General features: G+C 64.7%; 11 protein-coding genes and 2 tRNA genes. 4 read left to right on the top strand and 9 right to left on the bottom strand.

The annotated features are described in order from the left end of the window. Positions 1–407 (bottom strand): hypothetical protein (locus tag G5C50_RS26605; protein WP_165074008.1); only part of this gene is annotated, 407 nt, incomplete at its 3' end. 223 nt (positions 408–630) lie between these two features. Continuing rightward, positions 631–717, bottom strand: a tRNA-Leu gene (locus G5C50_RS26600). 92 nt (positions 718–809) lie between these two features. Here G5C50_RS26600 and G5C50_RS26595 point away from each other — a divergent pair. After that, positions 810–1,109, top strand: coding sequence for a glutaredoxin family protein (locus tag G5C50_RS26595; protein WP_165074007.1), 300 nt, complete (start codon positions 810–812; stop codon positions 1,107–1,109). 12 nt (positions 1,110–1,121) lie between these two features. On the opposite strand, the gene G5C50_RS26590 is transcribed toward G5C50_RS26595, so the two are convergent. Then, on the bottom strand, positions 1,122–1,751 hold the full coding sequence (locus G5C50_RS26590; protein ID WP_206107870.1) for a histidine phosphatase family protein: 630 nt from the start codon (positions 1,749–1,751) through the stop codon (positions 1,122–1,124). Between the two features lie 130 nt (positions 1,752–1,881). Between G5C50_RS26590 and G5C50_RS26585 the strand changes: the two genes are divergently transcribed. After that, positions 1,882–2,562 carry an adenylate kinase family protein gene (locus tag G5C50_RS26585; protein ID WP_165074005.1) on the top strand — a complete coding sequence of 227 codons (681 nt, stop codon included), beginning with the start codon at positions 1,882–1,884 and terminating at the stop codon, positions 2,560–2,562. 93 nt (positions 2,563–2,655) lie between these two features. After that, positions 2,656–4,893: an OPT family oligopeptide transporter gene (locus G5C50_RS26580; RefSeq protein ID WP_165074004.1), complete on the top strand. Its 2,238-nt coding sequence runs from the start codon at positions 2,656–2,658 to the stop codon at positions 4,891–4,893. 38 nt (positions 4,894–4,931) lie between these two features. Here the strand turns inward: G5C50_RS26580 and G5C50_RS26575 are convergent. After that, a tRNA-Phe gene (locus tag G5C50_RS26575) sits at positions 4,932–5,004 on the bottom strand. Positions 5,005–5,975: 971 nt separating this feature from the next. Between G5C50_RS26575 and G5C50_RS26570 the strand changes: the two genes are divergently transcribed. Continuing rightward, complete coding sequence (locus G5C50_RS26570) at positions 5,976–6,428, top strand: YaiI/YqxD family protein (protein WP_165074003.1); 453 nt, start codon at positions 5,976–5,978, stop codon at positions 6,426–6,428. Between the two features lie 120 nt (positions 6,429–6,548). Here the strand turns inward: G5C50_RS26570 and G5C50_RS26565 are convergent, their stop codons facing one another. The 5 genes from G5C50_RS26565 to G5C50_RS26545 form a co-directional block, all read right to left on the bottom strand. Beyond that, positions 6,549–7,589, bottom strand: coding sequence for a DUF1559 family PulG-like putative transporter (locus G5C50_RS26565; protein WP_165074002.1), 1,041 nt, complete (start codon positions 7,587–7,589; stop codon positions 6,549–6,551). Between the two features lie 76 nt (positions 7,590–7,665). Then, a complete protein-coding gene (locus G5C50_RS26560; RefSeq protein WP_165074001.1) occupies positions 7,666–8,055 on the bottom strand; it encodes a hypothetical protein in 390 nt (129 codons plus the stop codon). Between the two features lie 58 nt (positions 8,056–8,113). Beyond that, the gene (locus G5C50_RS26555) at positions 8,114–9,196 is read right to left on the bottom strand and encodes a pectinesterase family protein (RefSeq protein ID WP_206107869.1); all 1,083 of its coding nucleotides are present in this window, start codon (positions 9,194–9,196) and stop codon (positions 8,114–8,116) included. Positions 9,197–9,859: 663 nt separating this feature from the next. After that, positions 9,860–10,597 (bottom strand): rhamnogalacturonan acetylesterase, encoded by a 738-nt coding sequence (locus tag G5C50_RS26550; RefSeq protein WP_165074000.1) that lies wholly within the window; start codon positions 10,595–10,597, stop codon positions 9,860–9,862. A gap of 201 nt (positions 10,598–10,798) precedes the next feature. Beyond that, positions 10,799–12,883, bottom strand: coding sequence for a molybdopterin-containing oxidoreductase family protein (locus G5C50_RS26545; protein ID WP_255487548.1), 2,085 nt, complete (start codon positions 12,881–12,883; stop codon positions 10,799–10,801). Between the last annotated feature and the right edge of the window lie 83 nt (positions 12,884–12,966).

Genomic DNA, 12,966 nt, shown 5'->3' with positions numbered 1-12,966 from the left:
TCTAAGAAGGACTTGGCCCGTTCCGCGGCGGTCTTCGCTAAGTCCTGGAGCGTAGTTAGTTCCTTCTCGTCGATGCCGCACAGCATAGTCGCCGAGAACGAAGCGACAACCACGTCCGCCTCGGTCTTTGCGGCCAGGTACAGCTTCCGGCCCTCCATCTCCGTACGGGCGTCCCCTCGGCGGGCCAGGACGAGTTGGGCAATGCCGCAGCGGCCTTCCGCCTCGGACCTGGCCCGCTCGAGCCGCTCGATCGCCGCCCTCGTGCCCATCGCTATGGGACTTAGTCCCCCGAAGAAGGACGAGAGGAATGCCGTCCTGACGCTCAAGTAACCACCGAGCATGAACACGGCGACCACCACCAGGATGGTTTTCAGACCAAATGCATTTCCCGACTCCGACTCGGGCATCGCGAGGCCCCTTCGACCGACCCAACCGGCTGCGGCGACGAGGGGCCTACGTCGGCCCCGGGGAAGTGTACAACCGATTTCGTTGGAAGGCGGGCGGTTCGGCTGCGGGTCCCGGGGGAGGGGGAGGATCCTATAACGACACAACCCCCTCGCAAAGCCTTCGCCGGTGTAAGACCGGTGTAGGTTCGCCAGGGGGCCGTTGCTTGCGATTCGTCGTAACTAGTGCCGGAGACAGGACTTGAACCTGCACGGGCATGGTTAGCCCACTAGCCCCTCAAGCTAGCGTGTCTGCCAATTCCACCACTCCGGCTCGAATGGTTTCACTTGTTGGGTGAGGTATTATTCTGGGGCTCGAGGCGGCGATTGTCAAGCGAGCTGCGGCGGAACTTGGAGGTTGCCTGGGTGTTTTCGAGATTGCGTCGACTCCTGGGCGGAAGGGGGGAGGCTGGAGTGGTGGTCGTCACCGTTTATTCGCGGCAGGGGTGCGGGTGCTGTGTGAAGGCCAAGGAGGTCATCAACGGCTTCCGGCAGAGATACTCGCTGGAGGTTGAGGAGGTCGACGTCGACCAGTCGCCTGAGCTCAAGGACCGTTATGGGAACGAGGTTCCCGTCGTCGAGGTCGGGGGGAAGGTCAGGTTTCGGGGCAAGGTCGACCCGGTCCTGTTCGAGCGGCTGCTCCGCGCGGAGGCCGCCGCGGGCTGAAGGACTCGACCGTCAGGCCACGGGCCGGGCGGGGGAGGGGGCCGTGACCAGGTTCAGCGCCTCGGCCCGCCAGCGGTCGCCGTCGTGGACGAGTTCGTTGATCGAGGCGAAGTCGATGGCGACCCCGTCGAAGTCGGCCGGCGTGCGGTCCTGGAGGATGTTCAACAGAGCGACGCGAATGACGATGCCGTGCGCGACGACGATCAGCCGGCCGCCGGGATGGCGACGCCTCAGGTCGTCGAGCACAGGCAGGACGCGACGGCCGATCTCGGCGAACGATTCGCCGCCGGGGTGGCTGAACTCCAGGTCGCCGGCGACCCAACGCCGCTTGGACTCCTGGTAGACGTCCCAGCCGTCCTCCCGGCTCCGGCCGCTGAGCGAGCCGATCCGGCGCTCGTGAAGCTCGGGGATCACGATCGGCGAGAGCCCCAAGGCGGCGGCGATCGGCTTCGCGGTGGCGACGGCCCGACGCAGGGCCGAGCAATAAACGGCCTCGGCGCCGCGGGTCGCCAGGTGGTCGGCCAGGATCTGCGACTGTTGCTCGCCCCAGGCGCTCAGGCCGATGTCCGACTCGGCTCCGTGGAAGATGTTCGGCGCGGAAGTCTCGGCATGTCGGATCAGGGCGAGTGAGGTTTCTTTCAACATCTTGCTCCCGGGAGCGGCCGGCGGAGACAATAAAAGAACGAGGCCCCGCCCCTTCTCGGGAAAGGGCCGCGACGACGCGGGACGGCCGTACGGGCCGTACGTCTCGACCTTTCTTCAGGGTACCGAAATGACTGCCGACGGGAACAGCGTGGAAACCACGGGACGCAAGACCAAGTATCGGACCATTCTCCTGTTCGGCATGCCGGGCAGCGGCAAGGGGACCCAGGGAGCTGTCATCGGCAAGCTTCCCGAGTACGTCCACATCTCCATGGGGGACGTCTTCCGCAAGATCCCCAGGCTCGGCAAGATCGGGGCCGAGATCGAGAGCTTCACCTCCGTCGGCAAGATGGTCCCCGACGACCTGACGGTCCGCATCTTCGAGCGCCACATGAAGATCCTGGAGCTTCAGGAGTTCTTCATCCCCGAGTTCAACACGCTGATCCTTGACGGTCTTCCCCGCAGCTACGCCCAGGCTGAGCGGCTGGACCCGATCCTCGACGTCGTCCAGATCTTCCACCTGAACATCCAGGACAAGAAGCAGGCGATGAAGCGTCTGCGGTCGCGGGCGTTGCTGGAAAACCGGCTCGACGACATGAACGAGGAAGTCATCAACCGCCGCCTGACCACCTATTACGAGGAGACGGTCAAGACGCTCAGCTTCTACCGTCCCGAGCTGGTGTACGACATCGAGGCGGGCCAGGACACGATCGACGTCCTCCGCGACATCGTCGACCGTCTCTCCGAGATGAAGAAGCTCGAAAAGCTTGAGAAGGCGGCGGCGGCAGCGGTGGCCGACGCGGTATCCTGATCTCGCGTCTCCCGCGCGCCTCAGCCTCTCCTTCAGCGCGAGTGACCCAATTCGTCCCCTCGATTCGACGCCCCTCGCAGGAGAGTCGCCCCGATGGCGCATGCCCCAGCCCAGCCGACCGCATCCGACGTCCCGAAGACCTTCCGCCCGTACGTCCCCGCCGACCAGGAGCCCGCCGAACTGACGTTCAGGGCGGTGGCGCTGGGATCGCTGCTGGGGGTGATCTTCGGGGCGTCGTCGCTCTACCTGTTCCTCAAGGTGGGGATGACGGTCTCGGCGTCGATCCCGGTGGCCGTGCTGGCGATCACCATCTTCCGGGGCCTCTCGTACGCCTTCGGGCAGCGTCGGGCGACGATCCTGGAAAACAACATCGTCCAGACGGCCGGATCGGCGGGCGAGTCGATCGCCTTCGGCGTCGGCGCGACGATGCCGGCCCTGATGCTGCTGGGCTACAACCTGGAATGGTCCCGCGTGATGCTGGTCTCCGTGCTGGGGGGACTGCTCGGGATCTTGATGATGATCCCCCTGCGGAGGGCGTTCATCGTCAACCAGCACGGGACGCTGCCGTACCCCGAGGGGACCGCATGCGCCAAGGTTTTGATCGTCGGCGAGCACGGCGGGTCGAACGCGCGGACGGTGTTCCTGGGGTTCGGACTGGGGGCCCTCTACAAGCTCCTGATGCAGGGCCTGAAGCTCTGGCCGGCCGAGTGGGATCACGCGATCACCGGGATCAAGGGCTATAACAAGGCCGTCGTGGCGCTGGAGCCCGACCCGACCCTGCTGGGCGTCGGCTACATCATCGGGCCGCGGATCGCCGCTGTGATGGTCGGCGGAGGGCTGCTGACCTCGTTGATGCTCGTGCCGATGATCGCCTTCTTCGGCGAGGGCGTGACCAGCGTCCTGCCGCCGGGGCAGGGGGCCAGGATCGCCGACATGAGCCCCGGGCAAATCGCCGGCCAGTACGTCCGGTACATCGGCGCTGGGGCCGTTGCGACCGGCGGCATCCTGAGCATGCTCAACGCTCTGCCGCTGATCGTCTCGTCGCTCGCCGGCAGCCTGCGGGCCTTGAAGGCGTCCGAGGGGACGGGCGACGGAGCAAGCCTTGAGACGCCTCGGACCGACCGCGACATTCCCATGTGGCTTGTCTTGCTGGGGACGCTCGGTCTGGTGGCGACGATTGCGGCGTCCCACCTGATCCCGGCCGATCCGGCCGGCCGGATCGCCGGGGCCTTCTTGATCGTCCTGTTCGGCTTCCTCTTCGTGACGGTCAGTTCGCGGATCACGGGGGTCATCGGATCGTCGTCCAACCCGATCTCGGGGATGACGATCGCCACGCTCCTGCTGACGTGCCTCATCTTCGTGGTGCTCGGCTGGGTCGGGACCGAGTACCGACTCATCGCCCTTTCGATCGCGGCGATCGTCTGCATCGCCTCTTCCAACGGCGGGACGATCTCGCAGGACCTCAAGACGGGCTACCTCGTCGGGGCGACCCCCTGGCGGCAGCAGGCGGCGATCCTGGTCGGTGCGTTGATTTCCGCGGTCGTCATGGGTGGCACGCTCATCGCCCTCAACGACGCTTACACGACCGTCTCTGACCGGCCCGAAGACCTGCCGACGGCCCTCGCGCCGGCCGACCTGACGACCACCGTCGAACGCGACGGCAAGACCTACAAGGAATGGCGCGTCACGGCGCCGATCGACGGGGCCCTGCCGGGAACTTACCTGGTGGACGAGAACCGCAAGGCCGTCATGATCATTGACGCCGGCATCGGCGGCCGGCTGGAGCACACCACCAGCGGCGCACCGATCAAGAAGTTCAGCCCGCCCCAACCGCGGCTCTTCGCCACGATCATCGACGGCATCATGAGCGGCAACCTTCCCTGGGGCCTGGTGATCCTGGGAGGCGTGCTGGCGATCGTCGTGCAGCTTGCCGGGGTTTCGGCCCTGGCCTTCGCGGTGGGGGTCTACCTGCCGCTCTCCACGACGCTGCCGATCTTCGTCGGCGGCATCATCCGCCTGCTCGTCGACCGCGCCCGGAAGCTCTCGCCCGAGGAGTCCGAGACCAGCCCTGGCACCATGATGTCCACCGGCTTGATCGCGGGCGGCTCGCTGGCCGGTATTCTGATCGCCCTGTTGATCGTCTTCGAAGGGCTCGGCAAGGCCCTCGACTTCTCGATCCAGAAGCCAGGAGCCGAGCCCGAATATCTGTTGCCGGCGCTGGGGTCGTTCGCCGTGCTGGCCGTGGCGCTGCTGGCCGTCGCCTTGACGGGCAAGCACCAGTCGGTCGAGCCGGGCGGCAAAGAAGAGGCGTCGTTGATCGAAGGTCCCTGACCCCGCCGGAGCGGCTGGGGTTGGGAAAGTGGAAGGAGTGGGCAGAGGGAGAATCGAACTCCCGACACACGGATTTTCAGTCCGTTGCTCTACCAGCTGAGCTATCTGCCCGCACTGATCGGCGAGAGGCACAGAATAGGGTTTCGCGGGGGGGGTTGTCAACCTCAGGCCCTCGTCCGATCCCGAAAAGCGACCCGACGACGCGTTCAGCGCGACGGCCGACGCGTCGTCGGGTCGCTTCCCTTGGCCTTCTCGTCTCGGATCGACCGGAGCGAAAACCGAGGACGCGCTGCGCTCCAGAGTCGATTGGCTCCGATCGGGTTCGATCGTCAGTGCGTCGGACGCTAAGGCGTCAACGCAAAGCCTGGTTGCCCAGTGGTTTGGGTGAACAAATCGTATTCTCGAATCGGGTTCGTTCGGCTGGTTTCCCGTCATCCGCGACAACTCCGCAAAGCCTCCAAGGTCCGACCGTCGCCCCCGGTCGTCGACCGGGATGTCGAGTGCTCCCACCTAGGATCATGGTTCCTGGAAGCGGAGATTGTTCGCGGAATGGGACGTCGCCTCGCCTTTTCGTGGGCTGATTGCGGGGCGGATTTCAGTCGTCTCCCGGCCAGCGACTCACGACCGAACGTCGGCCGAGGTGGGGCGTCGTGGCACCGCTCTCAGTGGTTAGTCGGTGGAGTCGAGTTCGAGAGTCGCAGGGAAGTGATCGATGGGGGGCGGCTCCCTTCCACATGCGGGAGGCCGACGGAAGGAAGCCCTGAGCTTTCTGTTCCCGGCCTTGGATGGAGAGCTTTCAGTCGCGCATGGCCAGAGAATCTGCGCTCTTGGTCGAGCGTTGAGAACATGACAGTGTTCTTCCACGGATTCCACGACGAGGAGCACGGAACCGTCGTCATGCCTGCCTCCAGCCGAGGCTTACGGTTTGCGCTCGACGGCAAGTAAGCCTTGTGAGGCGAGGAGCGTTCGCCGCCGAGCGATTCACGCCGGCGGTCGGGCGTCGACGTGGTCAGCCTGATGCGGCTGCGAGTAGACTCGAGGCTGACGACGCGCCTCGATCATCGACTTCGCCGGGACTGAACATGGCCGTGTATGTGGACGCCGACGCCTGCCCCGTGAAAGATGAGGTCTATCGGGTGGCGCGCCGGCATGGGATCCGGGTGTTCGTCGTGGCGAACTCGGGCATGTTCACACCCCGCGAGGAGGCGATCGAGATGGTCGTCGTTCGAGGCGGTTTCGACGCCGCTGACGACTGGATCGCGACTCGCATCGCTCCGGGCGACGTCGTCGTCACGGCTGACATCCCGTTGGCGGATCGTTGCCTCAAGGCGGGAGCCCGGGCGATCAGCCCCCGAGGTGACGCGTTCTCCGAAGACTCGATCGGCGAGGCGTTGGCCACCCGCGCCTTGCTCGACATGCTCAGGCAGTCGGGCGAGATCGTCGGGGGACCGTCCGCGTTCTCCAAGACGGATCGGTCACGCTTCCTCTCGAAACTCGACGAGGTCCTCCACGCCATCCAGAGGCGCGGCTCGTAGCCGGGAGTTGCCTGGCCGCAGGTGCTTGCCGAGGGCATCCCGCGAGCCTTCGACTTTTCCGACAAAGCGCGCTCCCGCGTCCGAATGGGGAGCGGCTTCGTACGTAATGGGCGGGCGGCGTTAGAGTTGGTCGGACGAGAGGATCTCGCCGTTGGCAACCGTGCCGAGCGCCCAGTAGGGCGCCAGGCCGATGCTCGACTTGATGAAACGGACCGAGCCGTCGCAGAGACCCATGTTGACGCCCCCTGAGTGCCGACTGGACGCTGTGTGGGCGCCCTTGATGTTCAGGCCGCCGCCGGACGTTGTGAAGTCGCAACTCGCGGAGTTCGGCGGCATGACGTGGGTGTATCGGGTGAAGCTCATGATACCCAGGTGCCAGCAGCCTCCCACCCCGTACGAGTTGTTTGAGTAATAGATCCCCGCAGCCAGCGGGGCGGTCGCCGAGGGGACGATCCCCTGGCACAGCGTATTCAACTCGTTCGGGATCGCCTGGTTCGCCGGCGTGGTCACGAGGTAGATCGTGGAGGAAGGCTTCAGCAGGTCGAACGTGTTGACGGTGCCGATCCCCATGACCTTCTCGCTGAAGGCCGCCGTGTTGCTCAGACCGTCGACGATGTCGCCGAACTTGACGACCTGTGAGGCCGTCAAGGCGCTCGACGCGGGGCCCAGGAACGGACCGGAGAACGGGCCCTTGGTGTTGTTCGAATTCGCCGCCGACCCGCTGCAAGCCACGTAGTTCAGATGTCCCGTCGCGCTGGTGAGCCTGTCCATGTCGGAGGGACAGAGGAACGTGTTGATCTTGGTCCGAAAGGCGGTTGTATTCGCCGCTGCCCCTGCGCCGGCGGTCGCCGCCGGCTGGAACATGAAATTGATCGTGTTGTAGACCGTTCCGCCTTCCAGGTAGTTCAACAGGTAGACCTGAGCGGCGAGGTCGTAGTTGCCGGCCCCAAGCAACTGGCCCGGCGGGAGGCTGCCGTTGACGCTCTCGTAGTTGTGCATCGCCAGGCCGATCTGCTTCAGGTTGTTCACGCACTGGGCGCGGCGAGCCGCCTCCCGCGCCGCCTGGACGGCGGGCAACAGCAGGGCGATGAGGACGGCGATGATGGCGATCACCACGAGCAATTCGATCAAAGTGAACCCGGCGCGTTTCGATTCGGGCATCGGAGGTCCTCCATCGGAAGAAGTGGAGAATGTGCGGACGCTGGAGGCGCCCTTGTGGAGCGGCTGCGCGCGGCGGTCAGGGCTTCGGCAGAACGATGTCGAGCTTGTTCTCGCCCGACTGGACGTCGAGCGTGGTTTCGTTGAATTGAAGGACGGAGTCCTTGGTCGTTTCAGGGGTTGAAACCCGCACGATGTTGCCGCCGACCAGGGTCACGACCTTGTAGGAGCCGTCCGGTCCGATCGGGGCGGTTCGGGCTCCGGCGTCACGTCGGCTGCTGTTGGACGGATCGAAGGTCACTTCTCCCTTCGTCGCCGGCTTGCCCTTAATCGAAACGGTGCCGCTGACGCTCGCCTCTGTGGTGGAGGACGAGACCGAGGGGGCCGAACCCGCACGATCGCAGCCAACGAGGGCGTACGTTGCACCGACCAGGAGAGTCGATCCAACGAAATAATAAATATGCCGCATGATCACCTCACGATTGGTATGCGCGTGCAGATGCAGGGGCGTTGGATCGTCGGCTGAGTTAGTCGCCGGGCCGCCAGCCGTCTGTGCCGGCGAGAACAGCCTCGACGGTGATCTTCTCGGCCTGTTCCTTCGTGAGCTGTCTTGACCAACCGGCCCGCTTCTCGGGATTCGCGCCAGGGCCGGTGCTGCCGTACTCGGCGTATCGGGCGGTCGCCTCGTTCTCGGCTTTGCGCCAGTTGTCCCAACCCTCGGGCCGGATGTGATCACCCATCTCGCATCCGAGAAAGGCGACACAGGCATGGGGCCTCCAGGGACGGCCGAGGAAGGCACGAGGCGGAGGCCCAGGCGTTTCGGGGAACGGGTTCGACCATGACGTGGGATCGGCGGTCAGCCGACAGTGAAGGAAGACATAGCCGAATGGGTGGTCCTCGGGCGTGCTGGCTGCCGTGACGTAGCCGCCGTTCTTGCTGCGGATCTCACAGCGGTCGAAAACGGCGGTTGCACCACCGTAGATGAAGTCGACCCGGCCTTCGATGAGGCACTCGCGGTAGTATTGACGGCCTTTCTCAGCACGGAGCGTGTCTTGCCAGCCCAGGATGCGGCAGTTCTTGAGTGCGGCGCGATCGCCGTCGATCCGCAGAGCGATCGCCTGTCCGTGGTCTCCTGAGGTGTTCTGGAAAGTGATATCGGCCGCCTGAAAGTCGTCCCCCAGGACGACCACTCCGGTGCCTCGATAGTGTTTGAGGGCGTCCGCCGCGGGGTCGCGGAAACCCTGCGGTTGCGGCTCCTGCGTTTCGTAGACGTTCAACCCATAAGTGATGATCGTCTTCTCAGCGCCGGAGCCCACGAACGAGATCCTCGGCTTGGATTTCGCCACGAGGATCGGCCCCTGATACCTCCCAGGCTTGAGGCTCAGGATGGTGCGGCCAGGAGCTTCCTCCGAGAGGGACGCCAGAGCCTCCTGGATCGACTTGAATTCGCCGCTTCCGTCCACGGCCACGGTGATTGTTCGTGTTTCCTGCGACTCGGCCGCCCGGACGACCGGAGCGAACATGACGATGAGCATGAGGAGGACGACGATGAGCGCGATCGTCGTCAGCGTCTCGCTCCGCACATCAAAGACGACCTGCCGGCTCGTCATGACCTGGCTCCTCATCGGAAGACGACCAGCCTCGCTCCCCTCATGTGCGCAGGAGATCCGAAGACTCCGGGATTTGCGGTCGTCTCGTCGTTCGGCGGTTGTATGAACGCACGACCCCATCAGAATTGGGGTGAATCAGAGCGAATCGACGCTCGGATCATAATCGAGGACCCGGGGGCCCGCGCTTCAAAATGGCGGCAATCTATTCTAAAATTGCGGCGTCGAAGCGGACGTCGATTTCACGAGGCTCGAAGGCCTTCGGTGGGCCGTGCGTTGGCGTTAAAGACGCTGAATCAGGGCGAGCGATGATCACGCTCGAAGCCCTGCACGAACGCGGTAAATCCGCGATACCGCTTATGCGGTTCGGTCTCTGATTGAATAACCTTCATGTTCGACGGGGGGTGAACCGGGAATTCGTTGCGTTCTCGCCCGAACTAGGCGGTACTACAAGACCACTCGACCTAGGGGCAGCGCCTTGAGAATGGGGCTGCGAGAACGCGTTCGCGGGGTTGCGACGCCATCACAAAGCCCACCACGATCGACCGGATGCTCGGCGACAGGTGTCTGAAGATTCTACTTCCACGACATCACGGATCGACGCATCGACGCTGTTGTGAGCCGGTCGTCGCCACTGAGCCTGCGACGGGGGCTGGTGCCATTTAGCTACTTCGTATCTGGTCGAACAGGAGCAACGGAGTCGGGCGGGACGAACTGTGCGAGCGCCGGCACGGCTCGCCGAAGCTCGTTCGCGACGAGCGGGGCGATCACCTCAGCGCCTCGGGCGTTCAGGTGCGTTCCATCGACGCCGTTCTTCTCCGTCCGGGGGGAGATCTCAAGACACCCTTCACGTCCCATCTTCTCATAAAGCTCGATGCTCCGAGCATGCAGGTCGATCAGCGGGGCGTTGCGCTCGGCGGCGAGCTTCTTCACGGACTCGACGTAGGGGACCAGCGTCGACTGGATCTTGCCGTCCTTCCCCCACTGTCGACGCGAGAGCGAGGTGACGACGATCGGGATCGCGCCCACGGCCCGAGCTTCATCGACGTATCGGATGATGTTCTCGCGAAAGGTCGTCTCCGGGTCGGTCTCCCGCTCGGGACCCTTGCCGGGTTGGTCGTTGTGGCCGAACTGGATCAGGATATAGTTCGGCTTCAACTCCAGGCACTTCTTCCACCAGCCCTCGGCTCTGTAGCTCTTCGAGCTTCGTCCACCCTTCGCCAGATTGACGACCTCGACGTCCCCCATGAGGAGATTCGCAAAGCCCTTCCCCCAACCGGCGTCGTCCGTCACGGTCGAATCGCCGGCGAGGACGATTCGGACCTTGGTTCGATCAGCGGGCGGCTCGGAGGCGGCGGCCGTCCCACACAGGAACAACATGATCCAGGCTGTTCGGCTTGCCATGGGAGTCCTCTTCATTTCGATCGTGATTCGGCGAGTGTCCGCCGAGCATCGTAGGGCCTCAGGAGATCGAGACGTCCATTCTCCTGTGTCCCATCGTGCAGCCACAAGTCTCGCGTGGTCTGGCTGCGGCAGACCGATGCGGTGGGAGGGCGGACAGTCCCCGTTGAGACGGCAAGATCAACGGCGACTCAGATGCTGTCGTCATTCGTCGGCAGACTTGATTTCAACCAGGTTGTCGAAGAAGGTCGCGCCGCCTCCCATGTCGGTGAGGGCGGAGGAAGTTGTGTTGTTGGCGTTGGAGCCGCTCGGCGAGAGTTTGTTCCAGTAGATGCCAGCGGCGACGGCCACGCCGGGTCGGACGGAGCCGGTGAGAGCCGCACGGGCGCGGAAGGAGCCTCGGTCGTTGAAGACTTCCACCCAGGAGCCTTCCCGGATGTCCCGAGCCTGGGCGTCGTCGGCGGATAATTCGACGGTCGGGTCGCCAGCGTGGTCGCGGTGACGCTGCGAGTTGGCGAAGGTCGAGTTGAGGAACTGGGGGCGGGGCGGGCTCAGGAGCTGGATCGGGTACCGGGCGGCGAGATCGAGACGGGATTGCGGATCTTCGAGCGGTGGGATGTACGTCGGCAGCGGGTCGAAGCCGTCGCGGGCCATCTGCTCGGAGTAAAGCTCGCACTTGCCGGAGGGCGTCGGGAAGACGCCGTCGGCGAAGGGGGCGTAGGGTGTCGGGAGGTCCAGGCGGACGGAACCTTCCTCCTTGAGTCGTTCGAGTGTGATCCCTCGAAGCGTCGGGCCTTCGCCGAGCGCCTCGCGGATGAGCGTGTCGTCGTCGGGGAAGAGTTCGGGCTCAAAGCCCATCCGCTCGGCCAGGGCGCGGAAGACGTCGGCGTTGGACCGGCATTCGCCGAGGGGCTCGATCGATCGAGGGTTGTACATGACCTCGTGATGACCGTACGAGCCCATCAGGTCGACGTGCTCCAGTTGCGAGGTCGCCGGCAGGACGATGTCGGCGTAGTCGACCGTGTCCGTCGCGAACAATTCATGGACGACCACGAAAAGGTCGTCGCGGGCCAGGCCTTGCAGCACCTTCGCCTGGTTGGGGGCGACGGCGGCCGGGTTTGAGTTGTAGACGTAGAGAGCGCGGACCGGCGGGCCGGGAAGCTCTCCCAGGAGCGCCTCGCCGAGCTGGTTCATGTTGATGGTGCGCGTCCCGGAAGGGGAGAGATCGGGCCGGGTGAGACGCATCATGTCGAAGTCGTAGGCGCCGCTGGTGGAGAGCATCGCACCGCCGCCGGCATGCCGCCACGATCCGATCACGGCCGGCAGACAGGCGATCGTCCGCACGGCCATCCCGCCTCCGCGGTGGCGCTGCATGCCGTAGTTCAAGCGGATCAACGACGGCTGCTCCTTCGACAGCCGATGTGCGAAGGCCTCGATCGTCGCGACGTCGACGGCGGTGATCGCGGCGACTCGTTCGGGCGGATAATCGTTCAGCACACGGTCGCGGAGCAGGGGAGCGCCGACGGTCGCCCGCGCCAGGTACTCTTCATCGGCGAGGCCGTCACGCCAGATCACGTGCATCAGGCCCAATGCGAGGGCGGCGTCGGTTCCGGGACGGGGCTGAATGTGCCAGTCGGACTTCCTGGCGGTCGGGCTGAGGTAGGGATCGACGGTGACGATCGTTGCGCCGTTTTTCTTGCGGGCCTCGATCATCAGGCTCCAGAGGTGAGAGTTTGTGTTGACGGTATTTGAACCCCAGTTGACCAGGAATTTGCACCCAGGGACGGCCAGCGGATCGGCGCTCAGGCGGCCCCGGCCGACGGTGTACTCGTAGCCGACCGTCCCGGCCGAGGCGCAGATGGTTCTATCAAGCTTCGACGTCCCCAGCCGGTGGAAGAACCTCCGGTCGAGGCTGCTGGCCTGGATTTTCCCCATCGTGCCGTAATAGCTGTACGGGAGGATCGCCTGGGGGCCGTCGGCCGAGTCGGCGATCGCGCGGAAGCGCCCCGCGATGCTGTCGATCGCTTCGTCCCAGGCGATCGGCTCAAAACGCCCTTCGCCTTTTCGGCCGACTCGAATCAATGGTTGCATGAGTCGATCGTTGCTGTAGACTCGATCGAGATACCGGGCCATCTTGCGGCAGAGGAAGCCTCGCGTAAACGAATGGAGCGGGTCGCCCTTCAACTCCGTCGCGACGCCATCGCGAACGGTGACGAGCATGCTGCACGTATCCGGGCAGTCGAGAGGACAGACGTTTTTCCGGATCGTGGAGGAGGGGTCGGGCGACAAGCGTGGACTCCTGTTGGCGAATCGGATGTCGATGTTCGATCTTATACGAGACTGGAAGGTCGAGGTCGGACGATCCACGCCGC

This window comes from Paludisphaera rhizosphaerae (genome assembly GCF_011065895.1).
GTDB lineage: Bacteria > Planctomycetota > Planctomycetia > Isosphaerales > Isosphaeraceae > Paludisphaera > Paludisphaera rhizosphaerae.
Note: the sequence above shows the minus strand (reverse complement) of the source record. Positions and strands in the feature narration are given on the sequence as shown.